This is a genomic window from Mesorhizobium sp. M0615 (assembly GCF_040320805.1).
Taxonomy (GTDB): Bacteria; Pseudomonadota; Alphaproteobacteria; order Rhizobiales; family Rhizobiaceae; genus Mesorhizobium.
Map to the genome: position 1 here is coordinate 159,085 of NZ_JAMYQI010000003.1, position 24,034 is coordinate 183,118.

General features: G+C 63.8%; 25 protein-coding genes and 1 tRNA gene. 16 read left to right on the plus strand and 10 right to left on the minus strand.

The window, feature by feature from the left end:
* Positions 1 to 5: 5 nt before the first annotated feature.
* From NKI46_RS05880 to NKI46_RS05895, 4 genes are read right to left on the minus strand one after another with little or no spacing between them, the layout of a single operon-like run.
* Positions 6 to 599, minus strand: coding sequence for a HupE/UreJ family protein (locus NKI46_RS05880; protein WP_023689154.1), 594 nt, complete (start codon positions 597 to 599; stop codon positions 6 to 8).
* Between the two features lie 29 nt (positions 600 to 628).
* Entirely contained in the window at positions 629 to 883 is a 255-nt protein-coding gene (locus NKI46_RS05885; RefSeq protein WP_023671229.1) for a DUF1272 domain-containing protein, read from the minus strand.
* Positions 884 to 893: 10 nt separating this feature from the next.
* Entirely contained in the window at positions 894 to 1,196 is a 303-nt protein-coding gene (locus NKI46_RS05890; protein ID WP_023671228.1) for an urease subunit gamma, read from the minus strand.
* 30 nt (positions 1,197 to 1,226) lie between these two features.
* Positions 1,227 to 2,048 (minus strand): urease accessory protein UreD, encoded by an 822-nt coding sequence (locus NKI46_RS05895; protein WP_084014374.1) that lies wholly within the window; start codon positions 2,046 to 2,048, stop codon positions 1,227 to 1,229.
* A gap of 235 nt (positions 2,049 to 2,283) precedes the next feature.
* On the opposite strand from NKI46_RS05895, the gene NKI46_RS05900 reads away from it, so the two are divergent.
* The 3 genes from NKI46_RS05900 (at position 2,284) to NKI46_RS05910 (ending at position 4,609) form a co-directional block, all read left to right on the plus strand.
* Positions 2,284 to 2,538, plus strand: coding sequence for an acyl carrier protein (locus NKI46_RS05900; protein WP_023671226.1), 255 nt, complete (start codon positions 2,284 to 2,286; stop codon positions 2,536 to 2,538).
* 5 nt (positions 2,539 to 2,543) lie between these two features.
* Positions 2,544 to 3,752, plus strand: a complete 1,209-nt coding sequence (locus NKI46_RS05905) for a beta-ketoacyl-[acyl-carrier-protein] synthase family protein (protein WP_023671225.1) — start codon at positions 2,544 to 2,546, stop codon at positions 3,750 to 3,752.
* Positions 3,753 to 3,904: 152 nt separating this feature from the next.
* A complete protein-coding gene (locus NKI46_RS05910; protein ID WP_023671224.1) occupies positions 3,905 to 4,609 on the plus strand; it encodes a glutathione S-transferase family protein in 705 nt (234 codons plus the stop codon).
* A gap of 25 nt (positions 4,610 to 4,634) precedes the next feature.
* Here NKI46_RS05910 and NKI46_RS05915 read toward each other — a convergent pair whose 3' ends face one another.
* From NKI46_RS05915 to NKI46_RS05930, 4 genes are all read right to left on the minus strand, one after another.
* On the minus strand, positions 4,635 to 5,006 hold the full coding sequence (locus tag NKI46_RS05915; RefSeq protein WP_023683605.1) for a hypothetical protein: 372 nt from the start codon (positions 5,004 to 5,006) through the stop codon (positions 4,635 to 4,637).
* Between the two features lie 85 nt (positions 5,007 to 5,091).
* Positions 5,092 to 5,712, minus strand: a complete 621-nt coding sequence (locus NKI46_RS05920; protein WP_023671222.1) for a nucleoside triphosphate hydrolase — start codon at positions 5,710 to 5,712, stop codon at positions 5,092 to 5,094.
* Positions 5,713 to 5,982: 270 nt separating this feature from the next.
* Complete coding sequence (locus NKI46_RS05925; RefSeq protein ID WP_023739721.1) at positions 5,983 to 7,074, minus strand: hypothetical protein; 1,092 nt, start codon at positions 7,072 to 7,074, stop codon at positions 5,983 to 5,985.
* Between the two features lie 234 nt (positions 7,075 to 7,308).
* The gene (locus tag NKI46_RS05930; RefSeq protein WP_352745289.1) at positions 7,309 to 9,120 is read right to left on the minus strand and encodes a methyl-accepting chemotaxis protein; all 1,812 of its coding nucleotides are present in this window, start codon (positions 9,118 to 9,120) and stop codon (positions 7,309 to 7,311) included.
* Positions 9,121 to 9,357: 237 nt separating this feature from the next.
* On the opposite strand from NKI46_RS05930, the gene NKI46_RS05935 reads away from it, so the two are divergent.
* The 13 genes from NKI46_RS05935 (at position 9,358) to NKI46_RS05995 (ending at position 21,917) form a co-directional block, all read left to right on the plus strand.
* Complete coding sequence (locus NKI46_RS05935) at positions 9,358 to 10,332, plus strand: D-alanyl-D-alanine carboxypeptidase family protein (RefSeq protein WP_023739723.1); 975 nt, start codon at positions 9,358 to 9,360, stop codon at positions 10,330 to 10,332.
* A 430-nt stretch (positions 10,333 to 10,762) separates the two neighbouring features.
* Positions 10,763 to 11,665: a DUF1003 domain-containing protein gene (locus tag NKI46_RS05940; protein ID WP_023703727.1), complete on the plus strand. Its 903-nt coding sequence runs from the start codon at positions 10,763 to 10,765 to the stop codon at positions 11,663 to 11,665.
* A gap of 163 nt (positions 11,666 to 11,828) precedes the next feature.
* Positions 11,829 to 11,905, plus strand: a tRNA-Arg gene (locus tag NKI46_RS05945).
* A 91-nt stretch (positions 11,906 to 11,996) separates the two neighbouring features.
* The gene (locus NKI46_RS30930) at positions 11,997 to 12,437 is read left to right on the plus strand and encodes an acylphosphatase (protein ID WP_444849051.1); all 441 of its coding nucleotides are present in this window, start codon (positions 11,997 to 11,999) and stop codon (positions 12,435 to 12,437) included.
* Positions 12,438 to 12,593: 156 nt separating this feature from the next.
* Positions 12,594 to 13,247, plus strand: a complete 654-nt coding sequence (locus NKI46_RS05955) for a Rieske 2Fe-2S domain-containing protein (protein WP_023739724.1) — start codon at positions 12,594 to 12,596, stop codon at positions 13,245 to 13,247.
* A complete protein-coding gene (locus NKI46_RS05960) occupies positions 13,244 to 14,089 on the plus strand; it encodes an aromatic ring-hydroxylating dioxygenase subunit alpha (protein ID WP_352745292.1) in 846 nt (281 codons plus the stop codon). The genes NKI46_RS05955 and NKI46_RS05960 overlap by 4 nt, the downstream gene beginning before the upstream one ends.
* On the plus strand, positions 14,086 to 14,745 hold the full coding sequence (locus NKI46_RS05965) for a glutathione S-transferase family protein (RefSeq protein ID WP_023699368.1): 660 nt from the start codon (positions 14,086 to 14,088) through the stop codon (positions 14,743 to 14,745). The genes NKI46_RS05960 and NKI46_RS05965 overlap by 4 nt, the downstream gene beginning before the upstream one ends.
* A gap of 1 nt (position 14,746) precedes the next feature.
* On the plus strand, positions 14,747 to 16,126 hold the full coding sequence (locus tag NKI46_RS05970; RefSeq protein WP_352745294.1) for an amidohydrolase: 1,380 nt from the start codon (positions 14,747 to 14,749) through the stop codon (positions 16,124 to 16,126).
* Between the two features lie 26 nt (positions 16,127 to 16,152).
* The gene (locus NKI46_RS05975) at positions 16,153 to 17,250 is read left to right on the plus strand and encodes a BMP family ABC transporter substrate-binding protein (protein ID WP_196814159.1); all 1,098 of its coding nucleotides are present in this window, start codon (positions 16,153 to 16,155) and stop codon (positions 17,248 to 17,250) included.
* Positions 17,251 to 17,253: 3 nt separating this feature from the next.
* Positions 17,254 to 18,777, plus strand: a complete 1,524-nt coding sequence (locus tag NKI46_RS05980) for an ABC transporter ATP-binding protein (protein WP_023739727.1) — start codon at positions 17,254 to 17,256, stop codon at positions 18,775 to 18,777.
* On the plus strand, positions 18,774 to 19,874 hold the full coding sequence (locus NKI46_RS05985; protein WP_023695008.1) for an ABC transporter permease: 1,101 nt from the start codon (positions 18,774 to 18,776) through the stop codon (positions 19,872 to 19,874). Before NKI46_RS05980 ends, NKI46_RS05985 begins: the two co-directional genes overlap by 4 nt.
* Positions 19,871 to 20,782 (plus strand): ABC transporter permease, encoded by a 912-nt coding sequence (locus tag NKI46_RS05990; RefSeq protein WP_023700481.1) that lies wholly within the window; start codon positions 19,871 to 19,873, stop codon positions 20,780 to 20,782. Before NKI46_RS05985 ends, NKI46_RS05990 begins: the two co-directional genes overlap by 4 nt.
* A gap of 547 nt (positions 20,783 to 21,329) precedes the next feature.
* Positions 21,330 to 21,917: a hypothetical protein gene (locus NKI46_RS05995; RefSeq protein ID WP_352745297.1), complete on the plus strand. Its 588-nt coding sequence runs from the start codon at positions 21,330 to 21,332 to the stop codon at positions 21,915 to 21,917.
* Between the two features lie 355 nt (positions 21,918 to 22,272).
* Here the strand turns inward: NKI46_RS05995 and NKI46_RS06000 are convergent, their stop codons facing one another.
* Positions 22,273 to 22,527, minus strand: coding sequence for a hypothetical protein (locus NKI46_RS06000; protein ID WP_352745300.1), 255 nt, complete (start codon positions 22,525 to 22,527; stop codon positions 22,273 to 22,275).
* Between the two features lie 146 nt (positions 22,528 to 22,673).
* Positions 22,674 to 23,777 (minus strand): LacI family DNA-binding transcriptional regulator, encoded by a 1,104-nt coding sequence (locus NKI46_RS06005; RefSeq protein ID WP_352745303.1) that lies wholly within the window; start codon positions 23,775 to 23,777, stop codon positions 22,674 to 22,676.
* Positions 23,778 to 24,034: the final 257 nt, after the last annotated feature.

Here is a 24,034-nt window from a genome sequence, read left to right on the forward strand (position 1 = left end):
TAGCCTCACAAAACGCCGAAGACCAGGCCGACGGCGACTGCAGCACAAGCGGCGCCAGCGGCGCGGGCAAGCCCGCGAAAGCGCATGCCGAGGCCAAGGCCGGCAGCGATGCCCATGGCATGGAGAAGTGCGGTGGCAACGGCAAAGCCGGCCATATAGTCAAGTCCACCGGCATTTTCCGGCACTTCGGTGCCGTGGGCATGGCCATGGAACAGCGCGAACAGGCCGATGATGGCGACTCCGGCCGAGACCGGCAGATCGACCGCCAACGCCACCAGCAAGCCAAGCGCGACGACGGAGGCAAGGATGCCCGGTTCGACGAAAGGCACCGGCACGTGGAGCATGCCGAGCGCGCCGCCGACCAGCATGACGCCGACAAAGGCCAGCGGCCAGGCCCAGATCGCCTTGCCGCCCTTGAGCGCCGCCCACAGGCCGACGGCTACCATGACGGTCATATGGTCGAGGCCGGACAGCGGATGCGCGAAGCCCGCCGCGAAGGACGAGGTCGTGCCGATGCCGACATGGGCATAGGCGGGCATCGCCGCCGCCAGCAGCAGGATCGCTGCAAGCGTGGTGCGTTTGGTTGAAGCAGAGATCATCGGTCTTCCCTTCGAAGTCACGAAAACAATCACGCAGCCTTGCGCGGGCCGCAGCCCTCGGCCTTGAGCACGCGTTGGGTCGAGGCCGGATATTTCACCAGTTTCTCCACTGGGCGGATCGGGCGTGCGGAAAAATTGCCGCCGCAGTTCGGGCAGACGCCGCCCAGCACATGTTCAGCGCAGTCAGCGCAGAAGGTGCATTCAAAGGTGCAGATCAGCGCGTCCGCCGCTTCCGGCGGCAGGTCCTTGTCGCAGCATTCGCAATTCGGTCGCAGCTCCAGCATCGTTTTCTCCTCACCTGATCGGTTCGTGAACGGTCACCAGCTTGGTGCCGTCGGGAAAGGTCGCCTCGACCTGCACGTCGTGGATCATCTCGGCGATGCCTTCCATCACCTGCGCGCGGGTGATGACATGGGCGCCGGCCTCCATCAGTTCGGCGACCGGGCGGCCGTCGCGGGCGCCCTCGACGACGAAATCGGTGATCAGCGCGATCGCTTCGGGGTGATTGAGCTTGACGCCGCGTTCCAGCCGCTTGCGCGCCACGATCGCCGCCATGGCGATGAGCAGCTTGTCCTTTTCACGCGGCGTCAGGTTCATGCGCTTTCCTGGATTTGGCCTGGATTTGGCTCAGAGTGACCATAATTTGGGCAGACCCGCCCGCCCGTTGAGCAGTTCGACGAGCGGAACCAGCCGCTTGCGCAGCTGATAGCCGTCCTCGGCAAACAGCCTCGCAAGAAGCTTGCCAGATTTTTTGACGCTCCAGGCGCTGGCATCGCCGTCGGCGCCGACGATGTCGCGGGCCGGATCGAGCAAGCCTTCGGCCTGCGGCGAGACCATCAGCAGCGTCGCAGCGGCAATGGCGCCGCCGGCGACCGCCGGGCGGCCAAGTGCCGCCGCGATAGCCGGCCCGATGCGGAAATCCTCGGCATGAACGAGCGCACCATCCTGGCGGACACGCCAACGGTCGTGGAAATGGCCGTGCGCGGCCTCTTCGCCCATGGCGAGGCGGCCGAATATGGTGGCTTCAAGCAGCAATGCCTCGGCGCCTGCGGCAAGCTCGACCTCGAGCGTGCGGGCAAAGGCCGAGCGGTCGAAGACGATGGTTTCCTGGGGCAGCCAGGCGATACGCCCGCCCGCGCCGACGCTGAGCTTCACCCGAACTTCGGCGCGGTCGCTAGCGGCACGATAGATCTTTTCGCAGGCCTGGGTGGTTATCGAGGCGGAGGCACCTGGCCCGACATCGATTTCCCAGCCGAGCCGATCGCCGCCGGTCAGACCGCCGGCGGTGTTGATGAGCACGGCTTCGAGCGGATCGGCCGCAACGGCCGGCATGCGGATTTTGGCGGAGCCGTCCTGATAGAGGCGCAAAAGCCGGGTGCGTCCATCCCTGACGCCGCACGCAAGCCGGGCCGCCCCGGCCGCGCGCTGGGCCGGAAGAGCTGGGATCAAGACATGCTGCAACGTATCCACGGCGCTAACGTTAAGCACTCCCGGCGCTTTGTCGATATGGTGCTTGTTGATATAGCTTGTTGCTTGACAGCGTTTCCGTTTCTATAGAGGGAGCCTCTTTGGAACGGTCATGCTGCGCCTGGCGGGTTTTTGAAGGCGACGGCGATTTCAGTCCAGGCAACAGGGGCGCCAACCAATCGGCACCGCGACGTTATAAAATTGGGGAAGGAATCGAATGGCTGACGAGCTGGCAACGGAAATCATCGCCAAGATCAGGGCACATGCGGAGCCCGGTGGCGAAGAGATCACCACCAATACGGAATTGACCGCGCTTGGCATCCATTCCCTGGAACTGACCGAGATCATCTTCGATCTCGAGGAGCAGTACGGCATCGAGATCGAGATGAACACGGTCGATGCCTGGAGCAATCTCAAGAATGTCGGCGATATGGTTGAGGCTGTTCGCGCGCTGATTGCGAAAAAAGCCTGAGCTGAATGCAAAAGCGCGTCGTCATTACCGGCATCGGCGGCATATGCGGGCTCGGCGCCAATGCGCCTGCAATCTGGAACGAAATGCGGGCCGGCCGATCGGCCATCGGTCAAATCAGCAATCCCGGTTTGCATGATTTGAAGGTCAAGGTCGGCTGCGAAATCAAGACGCTGCCCGACCATGGCATCAGCCACAAGCAGACCGTGTCGATGGACCGCTTCAGCCTTTTGGCGACGATTGCCGCGCGCGAAGCCATGCAGCATGCCGGCCTGACATCGACTGAAGCAACCACCTACCGGATGGGCGCGGTTGTCGGCGTCGGCGTCTGCGGCTGGGAGGCGATCGAGGAGAACTATCGCGCCATCCTGGTCGACGGCAAGAACCGGGCCGGCATCTTCACCGTGCCGAAAGTGATGCCGAGTGCGGCATCCGGCCATGTCAGCATGAATCTCGGCCTGCGCGGGCCGGTGTTCGGCGTCACTTCGGCCTGCTCCTCGTCCAATCACGCCTTTGCCTCGGCGGTCGACCAGATCCGGCTCGGCCGCGCCGATGTCATGGTCGCCGGCGGCACCGACGCGCCGCTGCTTTGGGGCATCCTGAAGGGCTGGGAGGCCCTGCGGGTGCTGGCGCCCGATACCTGCCGGCCGTTCTCGGCCGATCGCCAAGGCCTGTCGCTCGGCGAAGGTGCTGGAATGGCGGTGCTGGAAACGTATGAACACGCCATGGCGCGCGGCGCGACCATTCTGGCCGAATTTGCCGGAGCCGGCCTTTCCGCCGACGCTTCCGATATCGTCGCGCCGACTGTCGAGGGACCGACGGCGGCGATGCGCGCCTGCCTGGCGGACGCCGGGCTCAATCCCGAGGACGTCGACTATCTCAACGCCCACGGCACCGGCACCAAGGCCAACGACCAGATCGAGACGGCGGCAATCAAGCGCGTCTTCGGCGACCATGCCTATAAGCTGTCGGTGTCGTCGACCAAGTCGATGCATGCCCATTGCCTCGGCGCCTCGGGCGGCCTGGAAATGATCGCCTGCGTGATGGCGATCCGCGAAGGCATCGTGCCGCCGACGGCCAATTTCCGGCAGGCCGACCCCGACTGCGATCTCGACATCACGCCGAATGTGGCGCGCGAGCGCAAGGTGCGCGCGGCGATCAGCAACGGTTTTGCCTTCGGCGGCACCAATGCCGTGGTGGCGTTCAAGGCGGTCTGACGGCAAGCGACTGGCCTGAGCGACTGGCCCTGAATGACTGCGAAGACGGTGTGTGCACCTTCGACCGGTTGATCGGCAAAGAAGCCGAGGATAATCCTTCGCAACTCGCCAGACGGCGCGATACCGCGCCAAATTCCCGACCGGAGCTTTCGATGACCGACCTGTCCGCCTTTCCGATCACCAAGCGCTGGCCGGCCAGCCACCCCGACCGCCTGCAGCTCTATTCCGCGACGACGCCGAATGGGGTGAAAGTCTCGATCGCGCTGGAAGAACTCGGCCTCCCCTACGAGGCGCATCTGGTGGATATCGGCAAGGACCAGAGCTGGACGCCGGAATTCCTGTCGCTGAACCCGAACGGCAAGATACCCGCGATCATCGACCCCGACGGGCCGGGCGGCAGGCCATTCGGCCTGTTCGAATCCGGCGCCATCCTGCTCTACCTCACCGACAAGACCGGCAAGCTGATCCCTGCCGATCCGGCGCGGCGCTACGAGACCATCCAATGGGTGTTCTTCCAGATGGCGGCGATCGGGCCGATTTTCGGACAGGTCGGGTTTTTCAACAAATTCGCCGGACGCGAGATCGCCGACAAGCGGCCGCTGGATCGCTACCGCAATGAATCGCGGCGGCTGATCGGGGTGCTGGAGACGCGGCTGAAGGGTCGAACCTGGATCATGGACGACGACTATACCATCGCCGACATTTCGATGCTGGGCTGGGTGCGCAATCTGATCGGCTTCTACGAGGCGCGCGAACTCGTCGGCTTCGACGACTTCCCCACCGTCGCGGCATGGCTGGAGCGCGGGCTGGCGCGGCCCGCGGTGCAGCGCGGCCTGACCATCCCCGCCAGGAATTGACCTCGGCCAGCCGAAGCAGCCGGGTCTATTTCGCCTTGGCCTTGCTTTTCGAGCCGCCCTTGCCGATGACGGACGCAGCGAGCGACGCAGCGCCCCTGGCTGTCGCCGCCACCGCACCAGCGGCGACATTGGCGGTCGCCTTGACGGTGCGCATCGCGCCGCCGGCCACCGAGCCGCTGCTTGCCGGCTTCTTGGGTTTGGCGGTTTTCGCCGTCACCTTTGCCGTCGCCACCGGTTCTACCTTCTTTGGCGCCGCTTTGCCGAAAGCCGGCTTTGCGTCCTTGGACCGCTCGGCGATCGCCGGGCCGGCGCCTGCCTTCGCCTGCGTGGCCTTTGCCTGCCTGGCTTTGGGTTGAGCGGTCTTGCTCTTGGCGGGTGTTTTTGCCTTGGTTGCCATCTGACGGTTCCCTCACGGCGGCACGATTGCCGATGAGAGATAACGACCTGAAAGTCTTAAGGTTCCCGTTCCGAAGTCCAGCGAACTATGCGGGATCGCCAACAACCAGGTCGGCGGACCTGCGACGGCCGAGCACGCGATCGATGTTGGGCATGTCGTTGGAAGCGATCCAAGCGCGGGCGTCTTCGTCGGAGCGGCCATGCTCGTGCCAGCGCACCAGAAGGCGGCGCTCGAGTTCGGCACGCGGCACATCGACAAAGATGGTGAAGTCGAACAGCGGCGCCAGCCGCGACCACGGCTCCTCGTCCAGCAGGAGGTAATTGCCTTCGACCAGGATGAACTTGGTCTCGGCGGCAACGATGGAGGCGGCGGCGCGCGACAATTCCATGCTGCGGTCGAACACCGGAATGGCGATGTCTGGCTCGCCCGAACGGATGCGCTTCAACAGCGTCTCGAAGCCGGCGAAGTCGAAAGTCTCCGGCGCGCCCTTTCTTGACCGCAGGCCGCGCTGGTCGAGCACGATGTCATCATAGTGGAAGCCGTCCATCGGCACGACTTCAGCCGCGCCCTCCGGCAACAGATCATGCAGGCCGGCCGAGAGCGTCGACTTGCCGGCGCCGGGCGGGCCGGCAATGGCGACGATGAAGCGTTTCGCCTTGCCAGCGCGCTTGAAGATGGTGGCGGCGAGATGGGCGATTTCGGACATTGGGCGCTTCCAGTTATGCTTTGCATCTTGTCGGCAGTTTGAGGAAATTTCAAACCGCGATTTGGGCAATCTCACGACATCCGCCACGTCAGCGCTGCCCCTCGTCGCCCTGCCGGTGTCCAGCCGATAGATGGGTAACACTTCTCCTCCCAATGCGTCCGCCGCAGCGCCAAGCAGATTGGTTGGCGCGGCGATGCGGCGGACAAGCTCCATGTGCCGTGTGTCGAGGATGCCGGCAGGCAGGTGAGGGGCAGGGCCAGCGTTCGAAAATCAGCAGGGCTGGCCGATCCGCAGGAAATCGCTGTCGAACCTGACATCGCGGGTCGAACCATCGGCTCCGGTGAGATGCATGTGACCTGAGGCTGTCCCGATAGCGCGCGGCGGCTCGCCGCTCGCCAGCGGCAGCGTGCCGATGACATGGCGGAAGGAGACTTCGCCGCCGAGGGTAAAAGCGGTCGCGACCCCTTCGCGCTTCAGCCAATTGTCGTCGATCGATGCGGCATGGCCGATGGCGGCGCGGCCGTCCTCGATGCCGAGCACGCCGCGATGGCGGCTGCTCCACGGCGCGTAGTCGCGGCCGCCATTGCTGAACCACAGCATGGTGACCGGAAGCTCCGCCGGGTTCTTCAGCACCAGCACCAGATCCTGTTCGGCCCGGCGCGCCAGCGCCGTCCAGCCCGGACCGTCATGATCGGCTTCGACCAGGGTGATGAAATCCTCGCGCTCATCCTCCATGCGGTAGTCGGTGAGATCGAGCGTGCCGCCGCCAGTGGCTGGAAAGCGCGTCAGATCGGTCGAGCGGGCGGGATAGGAAAGCTTGAAGCGGCCGCGGGCCGGATCGGGCTCCAGCGGTGCGTCCAGTGTCCCGGCAAAGCGCTTCGGCGAAAAGGCCAGCCGGCCGCCATCGCGCATCGCCGCCATCGGATGGTGGGCGGCGGAGACCGCTCCGGAACCGCCGGAAAAGACATGCTCCTGATAGAGAAAGGGATGACTGTTGCGGAGCGTGAAGATCTTGTCGACCGTCGCGCCCATCACCGTGCGGCGCAACCGGAAGACGGCCCGCCAGCCGTCGGATGTCGCTTCGCTGACGGTGACATCCCAGGGGCTGTTGGCCGGCCAGCCATGCAGCGGTGCGGCCTCGATGTCGCTGGCCGAAAACGGTGCGCATAGGAAATCGCCCGACAGCCGCACCGTGCCTTCAGGCAGGTCCGGCGGCAGCGTCTCGCCAGCATCGATCCAGGGCGCGCGGTGCAGCGGCTTCAGCTGGCGGCCATCGCTGTCGACCGTTATGTCGGCGATATGGCCGACAGTGAGATCGAGCGTGACCGAAATGCCCTTTGCCTTGATCGTGACCGTATCCATCCGCGCACCTGCTGATTCTGATGGCAGCGAACAAACCCGCTCCGCGAGGGATGCGCAAGCACAGCGACCGGCATTTTGCATCAGGGCGATTTTTCCTCCCCCTTGTGGGGAGGGTCGGCGAGCGATCGGAGCGAAGCGGAGATCGATCGACGGGGTGGGGGTAGCGCCCTACGAGGACCCCCACCCCGATCCGCTACGCGGATCGACCCTCCCCACATGGGGGAGGGTGGGCGCCTACTGCCGCTTATACTCGCGCACCGGCGACTTGGTGCCGTCGGTGTAGGTGACCTGCACCGCCATCGACGTCACGTTGTCGGCGACCTTGAAGTAAGGCTGGTAGTCATAAGGAATGGCGTACGGGTCCTTCTTGTCGCAAGGCGGCAGCTTGATCTCCCTGTCGAGCGCCGTGCCGTTCAGGCTGTAGCGCACCTCCTTGATGCCGCAGCGGAATGACAGCATCTGGGAGAAATAGACCAGGCCGTGATTGCCGCTGGCGTCGAAGGCGATCCACGACGTCCAGAACTGGTCGAGGATCTGTTTGTTGCCCTGTTGCAGCGCCGCGTCCGGATCGAAACTTATGTCGAACGGCCCGGTCTCGCGGCCCCTGAGATCGAGATACTTGACCCCGATGGTGGTGGCCGTGGTGCTGTCGGGCAATTCGAAGCTCGGATTGGGCATCGGCTTGCCGGTGCGCTGGTCGTTCATCGCCATCAGCCCGGTGTCGGTGAACGGACCTGACACACCCATGCGCCAGGAAATGCCGGTCGCGGCCTCGGGCAGCGAGATGGAGATCGTCCAGCCGGCATTGGAGCGCATCGGCGTCAGCGTCGGGGCAAAGCGCGCTGGGTCGAGCACGTCGCCAAGCGCGGTCAACCGGCTGCGGCTGCGATCGAGCCAGTCGGCGAGCTGCGTCTGGTCGATGAAATATTTGAGCAGCCTGCCTTCCTTTTCATAGGAGACGAACCTGGTCAGCGCCTCGGCCTCGCTGCGCTTGTCGGACAGCGACTGGACGCCGAGGCGATCCTCGGAAAACTCCTGCGCGAGCAGGTAATAGGCCGGTGCGAAATCCGGATTGGCCGCGATGAAGGCGTTGAGCTTGTCGAGACGTTGGGCATCGTCGAACTGCAGGATATGGACCAGCTTGATCGACAGCGCCTTGGCCTTGTCGGCCAGGGCGCCGAACACTTCGCGGGCGCCGGCCTTGCCGTCCTGCACGCGCAGCAGGGTGGCGAAGCGTGTGTAGGGATCGACGGCGTCGACGTCGAAACCGGCGAAAGCGAGATAGGAGCGCCGCGCATTCAGCATGTCGCCGGACAGCTCGTAGACGCGGGCATTGTGGTAGAATTCATCCGGCCGCTTCGGCTCGGCGATCGCCCCGCCCTGCGCGGCCAATGCGGCAAAGCCCTTGGCGATGGTGTCGATCGAGGCGGCGATCTGCTCGGTGGTCGCCTGAAGCTTGTCGGCCTGCTCGGCCTGTTTCTGCTGGCCGGCAGCAAGCGTTTCGGTCGTCTGCTTGACGGCCTCTACCGACTTTTGCGTCTGCGCGCCCTGCTCAGCCTGCTGCTGCTGGGTCGACGCAATTTCCTCGGTCTTCTTCGCCACCGCGTCGGTTGATTGCTTGACCTGGTCGACCGCCAGCTTCGTCTCGGTTACCGTTTGCTCGATCCTGGCCACCCTGGCCGAGACGATGCCCATCTGCTGCTGCAACTGGGCGATGGCCGGCACCAGGCCGGCGATCACACCGTTCTCCGAATTGGTCTGCTGCTGCAGGCCATAGACGCCGCCGGCGACGGCGGCAGCGCTGGTGGCAAAGATCAGCGCCGGCAGCGCCTTGGCGGCCAGCACCAGCCGCAGAACGATGGCAATGGCGATGACGGCGGCGGCAACCGAAGCGACCAGCGCGATATAGGCGGCGAACGGCGCCAGCGGATTGAGGATGTCGGAAGCAGCGCCGCCGATGAAAGCGACGCTGCCGGCCCATTTGCCGGTGCGGCTGAGCGAAGCCCTCATAAGAGATGGCGCAGCCGCGCCGATGTCACCGGTCATTGTCAAGTCCCCCAAGCAATTGCCGCCTCTATAGCAGCAGCGCGACCCCGCAGGCAAAACAGGACAGGAAGCAGGCGATTTCGGGGCGGGGGATTACGGAGTTGGTGAGTAGCGAAGACCGAAGTCACAGCTAATCTCCCCCGCAAGGGGGGAGATTGGCAGCTCCGCCGTTAACCAAATGGACGAACACAATGGGTTAGGCTAGGTTCCGGCCCTCTCAGCAACGCCGGACTTGCCTTGCCAAACTTCCATCTACCCTCCCTCGTCCAAAAATTTCTCGCAGCCCTGCTGCTGCTTGTCTTCGTGGCCGGCTGCAGCACCACCGCACCGCCCGACAGCGTGCTCGCGGTGCCGGCGCCGCAGGAGAAATATGCGGCCATCGTCGTCGATGCCGGCAGTGGCAAGACGCTGTTCGAAGTCAGTTCGAGGGCGCAACGCTATCCGGCGTCGCTGACCAAGATGATGACGCTCTACCTGCTGTTCGAGGCGCTGGAGTCCGGCCGCGTCTCGAAGGAAACGCAGATCCCGGTCTCGGAGAATGCCGCCCGGCAGCCGCCGACCAAATTGCGCTTCAAGCGCGGCGAGAGCATCGATGTCGATTCGGCGATCCGGGCGATCGTGGTCAAGTCGGCCAATGACGTGGCGGTGGCGGTGGGCGAATATCTCGGCGGCTCGGAGAACCAGTTCGCCGCCATGATGACCTCGAAGGCGCGCCAGATCGGCATGAGCAGCACCGTCTTCCGCAACGCATCGGGCCTGCCCGACGATGGCCAGCACACATCGGCGCGCGACATGGCGACGCTCGGCATGGCGCTGCGCGCCCGCTTCCCGCAGCAGTTCCACTATTTCTCCGAAAGCGACTTCATGTTCCGCGGCCGGCTGGTGCGCGGCCACAACGACATGCTCGGCCGGGTGCGCGGCGTCGACGGCATCAAGACCGGCTATATCAGGGCATCCGGCTACAATATCGTCACGTCCTACAATGCCGACGGCCGGCATCTGATCGTCGTGGTGATGGGCGCCGACAGCGCACGCCAGCGCAACGACCATGTCGAAGCGCTGATCCAGCGCAGTCTTTCGCCGATGCTGGCCGATACGAAGACGCGGCTGATGTTTGCGGGAGACCAGCCGGCAGCGTCGCCGCTTCCCGGCCTGCCGCCGCCTGGTTTGCCGGCGCAGGGGTCGCAGTTGCCTGGTTTACCGCCGCAATAGAACCCGTCGTTGGGTGGAGGAACTCTGAAACGCCGGCGGGACAGCACCCCCTCTGGCCTGCCGGCCATCTCCCCCTCAAGTGGGGAGATTAGCAGCTTCGGCGTCTCGCCTCTTTTTCGTGTTTGGCGAAGCCATGGCAACATCTGATCTCCCCCCTTGAGGGGGAGATGTCCGGCAGGACAGAGGGGGGTCGTGAAGGATCGCTGCCTCATCTTAACTCTGCAGCAGGCGCGACCTCCGTCGGCAACAGCACTTCGGCGGTCTGGTTGCCGACCAGCAGGCGAGCGAGGCCCCGGGGGGCTGCGCCGCCACAGGCAATTGCAGCAGGCATTCATCACAAGCGCTTGCACAAGCCCGCAATCGTCACCGCGGCGGTGGCTATGCCGCCTCGCCTTGGCGTATCGTGGGCGCGACAGCAGGAGCCGGCATCATGAGCCCAAAACCATCCGAACAGGCCGACAATGAAAACGACAGCGGCGGCGAGTATTTCGAGGCGCCGCCCGCCCACGACGCCGAACTGGTTGCCGACGAGGCGCTGGAAGCGCCCGATGTGCCGGACTCCGAACCTCATGGCCGCCTGAAGCCGAAGCGGAAACCATCGGCGATATCGGGCCGCAAATTCCGCAAGCGTGACCTGGTGCGCATCGACGACCTCAGGCCGAGCCTGGCCGACCGCATCCGCTCCGATCATCCCGACCTGCCGCGCGGCGCCCGCATCAGCCGCGAGGAGCTCGGCCGCTACCGCATGCGCTACATGGAGGAGCTACTGCAGCAGGAGCATGGCGAATTCTCCGAGCTCGACCGCCAGGTGGTCGAATCGATCGCCAGGCAGGACACGATTTCGGAAAACTCGGAAGAGGAGTTCGAGGAGCACCGCTCGTTCGCCGACCGCGTCTCCGACAACATGGCGGCTTTCGGCGGCAGCTGGTGGTTCCTGATCTCGTTCGGCAGCGTGCTTGCGGTGTGGATCGGCATCAATTTGATCGCGGGCGTGAGCAGCGCCTTCGACCCCTACCCCTTCATCCTGCTCAACCTGCTGCTCTCCTGCATCGCCGCCATCCAGGCGCCGATCATCATGATGAGCCAGAGACGGACGGAGGCCAAGGATCGCCTGCGCTCGTTCAACGACTACCGGGTCAACCTGAAAGCCGAGCTGGAAGTGCGCCATTTGCACGAAAAGCTCGACTATCTGATCTCGCGCCAATGGACGCGGCTGGCCGAAATGCAGCAGATGCAGCTGGATGCGATGCACGAACTGACCGGCGCGAAGAAGGCGAAGCGGGCGCCGCGCAGGGTGCGCAGGCGGGTGGCGAAGGTGGAGGTGGCGGGGTGAGTCCCGGGCTGAGGCTGCAGGGCGGACGCGAAGTTGCCAAGCCGCGCGACGTGGCTTCGAAAAATATCGCCACGCCAATTGCCCGTTGAAGCCCGGCGCGGCTTCCGCTAAGAAGCCGTGGCTGGCCGGCCTATCGGCTGGTTCGTTTTCAGGTTCCTTGAAGGCACCCGTAGCTCAGCTGGATAGAGCGCTGCCCTCCGAAGGCAGAGGTCACAGGTTCGAATCCTGTCGGGTGCGCCACTTACCGATGTATTACAATAGCTCAGATAACCCTAAAGCCCGTCACGCTGAACGGATTCATGCGACGCGCTTGAAGTCTTTGTTTTAATGCATGTCGTTGTCCCAGGACCGCGGCTCACTTCTGGGCGACATGCATGAGTGCCCGGGTCTAGGCACGGGCGATCAGTCGATATTCGGTGTTATTGGCGCGTCGATTACCACTTCCGCCCGTTCAGTCAGACGCTATGCTGCTGACCGTGACACCAAGGCGCGCGTTCCGTTCGTGATGAAGCAAAGTCAACACCGCTTGCATGAGCGGATGACCATTCGCGGCCACCTCGAACCCGCGTCCTTCGTGCCCTGGATCATGCGCCATGCGGCCAAGCTCGGTCTCGCGCACCACATCGCTCATGCAAGCACCGATCGCATCGAACTCGATATTGCCGGTGCGGCGGAGCTGATCGACATGATGGAGATGGGATGTTCGCTTGGGCCCATTGAGGTCTGGGTCGAGACGATCGACCGCGCGCCTGTCGAGCAAAAAAACATATAGCTTTGCGTGTGGTTACCTCGGTTTGCACTTAATTTAACCAATATTGCAATTGCGAAATTATTATGCATACGTCAGCCGCATCGAGCGGTTCGCCAACTCCTTGCGCCGGCATCTCTCTGGTCGGGAAACAGTAGTATCAGTACGGAAAGTAAGGTCATGCTGTCCGACAAGACGGACACCTGGGTGCCGGTCGCCCTTACCCAGGATCTGCCAACAGGACAGGTAATGCCGGCGCGGACGCCCGCCGGTCCCATTGCCCTCTGGCGAAGCCAATCGGGGCGCTTGGCGGCATCGGCGGATCGCTGTCCGCATCGCGGCATGCGCCTCTCCCATGGCTTCGTGCGCGGCGAGGCGCTCTCCTGCATCTATCACGGCTGGACCTATTCGCAGGCCGGTCAGTGCCTGCGCATTCCTGCCCATCCCAGCCTCACGCCGCCGGAGACGATTCGAGTTGCGACCCGGTTGGTCGAAGAGGCAGGCGGGATCATCTGGGTCGCGGATGGAGAGCCTGACGGCAAGCCACCCCTTTTTGAGGGTTACGTCCCGCTCCGTTCATTGACGGCCCGCGCCGGAAGTTCGGCGCTCTTTGTCGCTGCCGGTACGAAGGCCACCGTTGAAGGATGCGTCTGGCAGGCACCCGGCGCGCCGGCAATCCGCCTGCTGCCTATCCCGCAGGAAGCCGGCGAGACGCTGATCCACGTCCTTGTTCCAGCCGATTGCGATGCGTCCGAGCGCATCGCCGCCTCGCGAGCCGCCGAGAGCCTTCGGCGCGTGGCCGAAGGGATCGAGGCGAAAGGGGCTGTGCCATGATCAACGATGCGATGCGCGACGAATGGTATCCGGTCGGGCTTTTCAGCCGGCTCGACCGCGAAGGACGCGAGACCACCCTGATGGGCGAGCCGATCAAGATTGCGCTCGACGCCAATGGCGCGGCGAAAGTGACAGGCGAAAACGGGCGCGTGCTGCCGGTTTCGGTGCGCTATGGCCATATCTGGTCGTCGCTCGGCGAACCGAAGAAACCGGTCTTCCCGATTCCCGAAGCAGACCAGCCCGGGCGCCGCTTCGTCGATGTCGGCGTGGTGCGGGTGCGCTGCTCGCCGCTCCGTGCCGTCGAGAACTTCCTCGACATCGCGCACTTCCCCTTCGTCCATACCGACATCCTCGGCTCGGAGCCACATACCGAGGTCGAAAACTACAAGGTCGAGATCCGCGAGGAGGAGGACGAGGTCTGGGCGACCCAGGTGAAGTTCTACCAGCCGCAGGCGGCGAAATCCGCGAGTGGAGGTATCACGACGGAATACATGTACCGCGTGCCGGCCCCGACCTGCTCAGTCCTCTACAAGACCTGCCCGCCGCGCCCGGGCGAATGGGATGTCATTACGCTATTCGTCCAGCCGCTTGCCGAGGATCTCTGCGACGTCTGGCCGTGGATGGCGCTTTTCGATGACGAGACGCCACAGACCGACCTCATCCATTTCCAGCAGACGATTTTCCTGCAGGACCGCTCGATCCTCGAAAACCAGATCCCGCGTCTTCTGCCGCTCGATCCCGGCATGGAAATCCCGACGCGCGCCGACTTGACCTCGATCGCCTATCGCCGCTGGCTGAAGCGCCACGATTATACCTACGGCGCGCAATTGGTGGCACAATGAAGCTTTACGACTACATCCTCTCCCCAAGTTGCTACAAGGTGCGCCTGATGGCGACGCTGTCAGGTGTGAAGCTCGAAATCCGCCCGGTCGACTTCCATCCCGGCGCCGAGCATCGCGGCCCCGAGCTTATGGCACTTAATCCGGGAGGCTCCATCCCGATCCTTGAAGACGGCGACCTGATCCTGACCGAGTCTTCCGCCATGCTTGGCTATCTCGCCGCGAAGGCAGCACCGGCCTGGCTCGGCAGCGGCGCCCCCGAGGAGACGGCGCGCATCCAGCAATGGCTTTCCTTCTCGCACAGGCTGACCGCCAACCTCGGCGGCGCGCGCCTGCATGAGATGCTGCTGCGTCCCGGTGACATCGGTGCGCTTCAGGCCAATGGCATAGCGGCACTACGTGAGCTGGAAGCCGGCCTCTTCGAACAAAAAATGCGTGGCGATCGGTTTCTCGCATCCGACCGGCCGACGATTGCCGACATTGCTTGCTTTCCCTACGTCGCGCTCGCGCCCGACGGCGGCGTTTCCCTCGATCCGTATCCCACGATCCGGCTCTGGTCGCGAGCGCTCCGCAGCCTCGACAATTTCATCGAGATGCCCGGTATCCACCGGCTGCACGAGTTGAAGCCCGAACCGCGACCCATGCTGGACGAGGCGTGAGGTGACCGGCTATCTCCTGAAGAATTGCGCAGCGGTCATCACCGACGAGGGCAGGGGTCCGAGCGTCCGGCGCAATGTCGATGTGCTGACGAATGGCCCGCAAATCGAGGCAATCGGCGAAGGCCTGCACAGAAGCGAGTTGCCGGCCGGTACTATCGTGCAGGATGCCGACGGCTGGTTCGTCTATCCCGGCCTCGTCAACACGCACCATCACTTCTTTCAGTGCTTTGTGCGCAACCGTGCCGAACTCGACTGGACGAAGCTCTCGGTCATCGAATGGCTCGACCGGATCTATCCGATCTTCTCCCGGCTCAACGAGGATTGTTTCTACCACGCCTCTATCACGGCGATGGCAGAGTTGATAAAGCACGGTTGCACGACGGCCTTCGACCACCAGTACAATTTTCCACGCCATGCCGGAAAACGGCTCATCGACCGGCAGTTCGAAGCGGCCGACCTTCTCGGCATGCGTTTCCACGCGGGCCGCGGCGGCAACACGCTGCCAAAATCGGAAGGCTCGACCATTCCAGACGAGATGCTGGAGACCACGGACGAATTCATCGCCGACTGCGCACGCCTCATCGACACTTATCACGACACCAGTCCCTTCAGCATGCGTCAGGTCGCGGTCGCTCCCTGCCAGCCGGTCAACTGCTACCGCGAGACCTTCGTGGAATCGGTTTCGCTGGCGCGTGATCGCGGGGTGCGGATGCACACCCATGTCGGCGAGGGCGAAAGCCCGATCATCGAGGCCCGCCATGGCATGCGTACGGTGGACTATCTCGAGGACCTCGGATTTGCCGGCCGAGACACTTTCTATGCCCATTGCTGGGAGCTGACGCATGACGAACTGCGGCTGATGGCGGCGAGCGGCACCGGTGTCTCGCATTGCCCTGAGCCGGTCTATCTGGTGGGCGCGGAGGTGACTGATATTCCCGCCATGTCCGCCTTTGGCCTGCGCGTCGGTCTCGGCTGCGACGGTGCTGCCTCGAACGACAATTCCAACCTCATGCACTGCATCCATTCCGCCTACATGCTGCAATGCCTGGCGGCCTCGACGCGCGCTCATCCCGTGCCTGCGCCGGTCGATTTCCTCGGCTATGCGACAACGGGCGGGGCCGCGCTTCTGGGCCGCAATGACATCGGCCGACTGTCGCCCGGCATGGCCGCCGACCTCTTCGCGATCGACACGCGCCGCATGGATTATGTCGGCACGCGCCACGATCCATTGAGCCTGATCGCCAAGGTCGGCATCGGCATGCCCACCGACATGACCATGATCAACGGCCGCATCGTCTGGGAGAAGGGTGCGTTTACCGGGCTGAACGAGGCCCGGCTTGCTGCGGACGCGGAAACCGCTTTTGCCGCGGTGGAATTCTAACAACTTAAGACAGGGGAACTGACATGCTGAACTATCTGACCCGCAGAACTCTGATGAAGGGCCTTGCCGCGACAGGGCTTGCCGGCGCGCTTGGCAGCCGTCCCGCCTTTGCGGCCGACGAGCCGCTCGGTATCACGCTCGTGCTCCCGTCGCCGGTCGGCGATGTCGGCTGGGGCCATGCGCTCGCCGCCGGCCTCGAGCCGGTCAAGGCCGCGTACGGCGACAAGGTGAAGATCACCGTCATCGAGAACATCGCCGAAGGACCGGACGCCGACCGGATCATGAACAAGACCGTCGCCGACGGTAACAAGTTCCTGATCGCCGGCTCATTCGGCTACCAGAATGGTGCACTACAGATCGCCCGCCGCGATCCTGCGGTCACCGTGCTGCATGCCTCCGGCTTCCAGACTGCGCCGAATTTCTCGCCCTTCGCGGCGAAGTATTTCCAGGGCACTTACCTGCTCGGCATAGCCGCCGCAGCTCTTTCCAAGACCGGCAAGGTCGGCTCCGTCTCGGCCTTCGCCATTCCGGAGCTGATCACCTCGATCAACGCATTTACGCTCGGCGCACAGACCGTAAATCCCGATATCGAGGTATCGGTCGTCTGGGTGAACTCCTGGTTCGACCCGGCCAAGGAACAGGAAGCCGCCAAGGCGCTGATGGCACAGAACTGCGACGTGATCTTCTCGAACGCGCAGGACACACCCTCCGTGATCTCGGCCTGCGAGGAGGCTGGCGTCTACGCGTTCAACCTCAATTCGTCGATGAAGAAATATGCACCGAAGAAATATCTCGGCTGCATCGCGACAGACTGGTCGCCCTTCTTCAAGGCTTCCGTGGATGCCCATCTCGCCGGAACTTTCAAGGGCGCCAACACCTTCCTCGGCGTCGCCGAAAAGGTGGTGGAGGTCGTGGACTGGAACTCAGATATCCCAGCCGACACGATGACGAAGATCAAGGAAGTGGCGGCGAAGATCGCCGACGGCAGCTTCTCGCCCTTCACAGGTCCAATCACCAAGGCCGACGGCAGCGAAGCCGCCGCCGCCGGTGCGACGATAGCGGATCCCGAGATCGTCGCGATGGACTGGCACGTCAAGGGTGTCACCACACCACTGCCGAAGTAAGTCATGACCCCGCCCCTTCTGTCGCTCCGCGGCATCTCGAAGAGCTACGGCCAGATCCGGGCCAACCAAGCCATCGATCTGGACGTGGCGCCCCAATCGATCCATGCGATCCTCGGGGAGAATGGGGCGGGCAAATCGACGCTGATGAAGCTCATCTATGGCGTTGAACAGCCGGACGAAGGCACCGTCGTCTGGAACGGAGAGCATCTGCGCCTTGCCTCGCCGGCTGAGGCACGGCGCAGGGGCATCGGCATGGTCTTTCAGCATTTCTCGCTGTTCGAGACGCTGACTGTCGTCGAGAACATCCAGCTCGTCGTCCCCGGCGGCAAGGCGGAGCTGGCGGGGCGCATCCGCAGCCTCGGCCAGGATTTCGGCCTTGAAGTGGATCCTCTCGCCGATGTGCACGCGCTCTCGGTCGGCGAACGGCAGCGGGTGGAGATCATCCGCTGCCTGATGACGGACCCGAAGCTGCTCATTCTCGACGAGCCGACCTCGGTCTTGCCGCCGCAGGCGGTGAAGAAGCTGTTCGACACGCTCAGGCGCCTTCGCGACCGCGGCGTGTCCATCCTGTTCATCTCCCACAAACTGGAGGAAATTCGCACGATCTGTGACCAGGCGACGGTCTTGCGTGGAGGGCGCGTTATCGGCACCGTCGACCCGCGCGACTATGATGCGCACGACCTCGCCCGGATGATGATCGGCCGCGACATGCCCGAGGTGATGCCCGCGTTGGCCATGCCCGAGGGGGAGAAGCGGCTGGAAATAATCGACATGGACTACACGCCGGACGACCCCTTTGCCACGCCGCTCTCCGGCATCAGCCTCACGGTACGATCAGGCGAGATCCTTGGCATAGCCGGAATATCGGGCAATGGCCAAGGCGAGCTTGCCGCGCTCATCTCGGGCGAAGCGATGCTGCTGAAGGAACAACGCGACCGGATCTACATGATGGGCCGCGACGTAGGCACACTCGATGCGGCCGCGCGCAGGAGATTTGGCTTCGCCTTCGTGCCCGAAGACCGGCTGGGACGCGGCGCGGTCCCTGAAATGTCGCTCGTGCTCAACACCGTTCTTACCGCCCATCCTTTCGATCTCGTGAGGCGCGGCCTCATCAACAGCGCCGGAGCGACGGCTTTCACCAGCGAATGCATCCGTCGGTACGACGTCCGCGCCTCCGGCCCGGATGCCGAAGCGGGCTCGCTGTCCGGCGGCAACTTGCAGAAATTCATCGTCGGTCGCGAGATGATGCTGTCACCAAAACTGCTTTTCGTGGCGCAGCCGACCTGGGGTGTAGACATTGGCGCTGCATCCGCCATCAGAAGGCGGCTCATCGCGTTGCGCAACCTGGGCGTGGCGATCCTCGTGATTTCCGAGGAACTCGAGGAACTTTTCGAACTCTGCGATTTCATCCAGGTGCTCCATCATGGAATGCTGAGTCCGCCTCTGGTCACGCGGGACACGCGCCCCGAAGACATCGGCAGATACATGATCGGAGCACATGCCTCGCCAGAGAAGGTTCCTGCATGAGCGTTTGGGCCGCGACGTTCCTCCCCGCGCTCGTCCGCCGGGAGCATGCCTCGCTCGTCGCGGCCATGCTGGCCCCGGCTGTCGCGCTTGGCATGGCGATCATCCTCAATCTGGGCCTTTATGTGCTGATAGGCCGAGATCCGGCGGCCGTCCTGTACGCGATGCTTCTCGAGCCGTTCCTCTCCTGGGCATCGTTTGCGGAGGTGCTGCTGAAGGCGGGGCCCCTTCTCCTCATTGCTCAGGGGCTGGCGATCGGTTTCCGCGCAAAAGTGTTCAACATCGGCGCGGAGGGCCAGTTTATCCTGGGCGCTATTTTCGCCTCGGCGATCCCCGTCTGGTTTCCGCAGGCGACCGGGCAGTGGATCTGGCCGCTGATGCTGCTTCTCGGTGCCCTCGGCGGTGCACTTTGGGCATCTATCACCGCCTTCTGGCGCGTCAGGCTCAATGCGAACGAGATCCTGGTCTCCCTGATGCTGAGCCTCGTTGCGGCGCAAGTCCTCAACTACTTGCTGCTCGGCCCATGGAAGGACCCGGCCGGCTTCAATTTCCCACAATCCGTCATGTTTCAGAACGACGCGATGGTGCCGACCCTGATCACCGGTACCCGCGTCAACGTCTCGCTGCTCATCACACTTGCGCTCTCGCTGGTGGCCTGGGTTTTCATGCAGCGAAGCTTCATGGGGTATAAGCTCAAGGTCGGCGGCCTTGCCCCGCGCGCGGCCGGTTACGCCGGCTTCAGCGAAGGGCGTGCGATTTGGCTATCGCTTCTGATCGGTGGCATGGCGGCGGGACTGGCAGGCGCGGCGGAAGTCGCGGGTCCGCTCGGCCAGCTGCAGCGCTCGATCTCGACCGGCTACGGTTATGCGGCCATCATTGTCGCCTATCTCGGCGGCTTGCATCCAGTCGGCATCATCTTTTCCGCGCTCTTCATGGCTGTCCTCTATATCGGCGGCGACAATGCGATGGTGTCGGCAAACCTGCCGATCGCCGCCGTCCGCGTCTTCCAAGGCAGCTTGCTGCTCGCCTATCTCGGCGCTGTGGCCTTCGTGCGCTACCGCATCGAGTGGCGCCGCCCCCATCACCTGAGCCAGCCATGAACGCCGTCGAGTTCATTATTTCGGGCATGCTCGCAGCGGCAACCCCCTTTCTCCTTGCCGCACTCGGCGAGTTGGTGGTCGAGCGCGCCGGTGTTCTTAACCTCGGCGTAGAGGGCCTGATGGCCCTCGGCGCGGTGCTCGCGTTCATCGTCGTCTACCACGGCGGTGGACACCTGCTGGGGTTCGTTGCCGCCGGCCTCGGTAGCGCCGTCCTGTCCCTCGTCTTTGCAGTGCTGGCACTCGGATTCCGGGCAAACCAGGTCGCGACAGGCCTTGCGATCGGCATTCTCGGCCAAGGCCTTTCGGCGCTGTTCGGCAAAAGCTACGAGAGCTTGACGGTGAAGGGGCTCCCGAAACTTGCCTTTCCCGGCCTCTCGGAAATCCCGGTAGTCGGCAGGCTGTTTGTCCAGGACATCGTCGTATGGCTTTCCCTTGCCGTGACGTTTGCGATCTGGGCGATGTTTGCCTATACGAGAGTCGGCCTTGTCGTGAGGGCAATCGGCGAGAATCCCAAGGCAGCCCATGCCATCGGCTATCCGGTCATCGCTATCCGTATCGCGGCCATAGCTTTTGGTGGCATGATGGCGGGTTTTGCCGGCGCCTATGCGGCGGCGGTGTACACGCCCCTTTGGGCGGACGGTATGATTGCCGGACGTGGCTGGATCGCGATCGCACTCGTTGTCTTTGGTACGTGGCTCGCTGGCCGCATCTTCCTGGGTGCCTGCCTCTTCGGTGCGGTTTCGCTGATGAGCCTCGCCGCCCAGGCGACCGGTCTGGACTTGCCATCGCAACTGCTTTCCAGCCTTCCCTATCTCGTTACGATCGTCGTGCTCGGTGTCATCTCGGCGGACCGCCGCTTGCTCAGGCTGAACGGTGTCGCCTCGCTTGGCGAACCCTTCGAACGTTAGCCGGGATTAAAGTGGATTTGCGAAACTCGGCGTAAGTTGAAGAGATCGAAACGCCAGCGGACGATCGGCATCCGATCCAAAGGGCAGAAACGCCAAACGGGGCGAAGGTATGCCCGCAAGGGTAGCGCTGACGCCGTCGACTGCGAGCAGGGGAACGATGTGGCGCACAACGCGCCCGACATCGGTGGAGATCGTCGCGGGTTTCTTGGATCGTCCCCTTTTCTGCAGTACGAGCCCCATTCTCGAGGGTCCATTCTCCACCGCAGCCTAGGGAAGCGGCGTCGCAAGACGGCCTGAGGCATGCGCCCGGTAAATTCCCGCATGCGAGCACTCGTCCTGCCTGTCTAAGGTTCCGAGTCTAACCGCAAATCCTCGATTTTTTCCGCCAATTCCAACATAATATATTCCGGTCGCCGCAAGAAGCCATAACAACGATTTCCAATACTACCTATTCTTGCAGAAACTAAAAACGCTACACTCGCGTAATCATATTGGTAACGGATGCTGTTCAACCTGGGTCCAGGCAACCAGCACGGGGAGCGGCGTTATGGATTTCTTTAAAAGTTTAACAAAGGTCTTGGCCGGCGGCGCGGTTTCCGTAGCTTTGTGCTTTCCGGCTGGCGCGGGCGGGCTCAGTGTGGGCATCGGCGGCAGCGGTGGGGTGGGTGTTTCGGTCGGCGGCAGTGGCGGCGGGCTTGGCGTCGGTGTCTCGGTCGGCGGGAGCAAGGGCGTCAATGCCGGAGCGACGGTCGGAGGCACCAGCGGCACCACCGCCAGTGTCGGCGCCTCGGTTGGCAGCGGCGTTACCGCCGGCGCCGGCGTATCGGTCGGCACGGGCGTCGGGGTCGGGGTCGGCGCAACCGTCGGCAGCGGTGTCGGGGTCGGCGCCGGGGTCGGGGTGGGCAGTGGAGTGACGGTCGGGGTCGGCGTCGGCATTGGCACACAGACAACGACCACCAGCCCCAGGGATCCCAACACGCCGGCGGTGCCGGCGCGACCGGCGGTGGTTGCCATCAGCGCCATGTCGGCCGGCCAGATCGCCAAGATGAAAAAACGCTGCGCCAGCGTGCTCAGCGGCAAGGGCACCTACGACCGGGACCTGAAGGAGCTCTGCCGGATATTGGCGCGGCGCTGAGTACCGCAACATCGCATCTGCCGTGGGGCGTCAGTCTCTCAGCCAGCCACTGCCGCAAGGTGGCGGGCATTCTTAGGGGGTAGCTTTGCCAAGCGGTTCAGAGTTTCGCGGAAAGGCGGAACCGCTCAGGCTGTGCGCTTTCATCGGCGGCATTCCGCATGGCTTGGTCGCCGAGCCGAAGGAAGCGCGCCGCCCGGTAGCGGCCTTGCTCCGACCTCTGCCGTCCGTCCGGTCACCCGTTTGGGCCGGCTCGAAGATTCGCCTCTGGCCTTTTGTATCACCCGCTCTAGCTGCTTTGTGTTAGGCTCGTCATGTTAGCCTTGTCTTGCTGATGGAGGTTTTGATGGATCGGCGATCATTCTTGACAGCATTGTTCGGCGTTGCGGGGGCCGCGGCGCTTGCTACCGCGGTTCGGCCTCTCGAGGCCGTGGCCGGGGTTCCCAATGTCGGTAACGGCATTCTCGATGAACTCGACAAGCAGGATGCCAATTCGTTTGATGGCGACGAAGGCGCTGGCGATGTCGAGCAGATCTCGCATCGGCGATGGCACCATCGTCGCCACCACAGGCGGCATGTCTGGAGACGGCACTGCCGCACGTTCTGGCGGCATGGCCGGTTGCGCCGGCGCTGCTATCGCAGGCGCTCCTTCGTCGTCTTGCGGTTCTAACCGCGGCACGTTCCCGGATTGACCCTGCCCTGAGGCGCAAACACCAAACAGACCCATCCCGATTTGCATCGGGATGGGCTGGTTCAGCTTTATCCAGCCACAGCTGCCACCGAATCCCGCTGCACCAGCGGGCATTCCAGCTTGGTGATTGGATAGCGGCCGCGGCCGGGAGGCGGCGGCACTTCGAGGTGTTCGATCGCCCATTGGCCCATCGCCATGTGCGGCAGGATCGATGTTGTCAGCGGCGGGAACAGATGGCGGGCGATCTCCTCGTCGTCATAGCCGACGACGGAGATGTCCTGCGGGATGTGCAGGCCCGCCTCCTTCAGCGCTTCGTAGCAGCCGATGGCCGTGCGGTCGTTCTGGCAGAAGATGGCGGTCGGGCGCTCTTTCAGCTCCAAAAGCTCCACGGTCGCGGCATAGCCGGCGCTCGCCGACCAGTCGCCCTCGACCACCAGTTCGGGATCGAACGGGATGTCGGCGGTGGCGAGCGCCCTGCGGTAGCCTTTCAGCCGGTCCTGCGCGGCCTGCATCCACGGCTCGCCGGTGATGGTGGCGATGCGGCGGTGGCCGTGGCCGATCAGATGCCGGGTCGAGTTCTGGCCGCCGGCGATCTCGGACGGCACCACGGCCGGGAAGGCATAATCGGCCGTGTAGCAGTTGAGCAGGATGACCGGGATGTCGAGGCCGTAGAGGAAGTCCGGCGCCGTGATCTCGCGGGTGAAGATGGTCATGTAGATCAGCGCCGAGATGCCGCGCCTGGTGAGCGCCGCAACGGCGCGCGGCTCCATGACGGCGTCGCCCATGGTCTGCGCCACGAGCAACACATTGCCGGCGTTCCACGACGCCTGGCGCGCGCCCTCGATGGCGACAACGGCTTCCGGGCTTGTCGCCAGCTGGTCGACAGCGAAACCGATGACACCGTCAAGTCCATCGAAGGCGGGAACAGGTTTGCGCAGCGCCGAGAAGGCGGGTGCTGCGTAGCCGAGCGAGCGCGCGGCGTCGATCACCCGCTCGCGCGTCTGCTGCGACAGCCGGATGCCGGGCGAATCGTTGAGCACGAAAGAGACGGTCGCCTGCGAGCAACCGGCTGCCCTGGCAATGTCGGTCATGGTGACGCGGCCGCCCTTGGCAGCTCTCGCCGGCGCCTTGCGCCGCTTCGCCGTGTCGTCCGGATCCCTCGTCTCGCTCATGGCATTGCGTCCCAATCCCCAGCCTGTCTAGTCGCAAGCCTGCCACACCGACAAGATGGTGTCGCGCCGTCGACCAATGGAAATAGTCGAAGGCGATTATCTTTATTAGCAGTTTTGAAGTTCCCCGCCATGCCGCTGCGGGCTGCGTGAAATTCAAGGACTGCAAGGCATCTGCTTGCGCGAAGCCGTGCTGCACCTGTTCGGGCAAACTAGACCTAGGGCCCCCGCCGAGTGTCCGCGCGAGACCTCTGCTAATA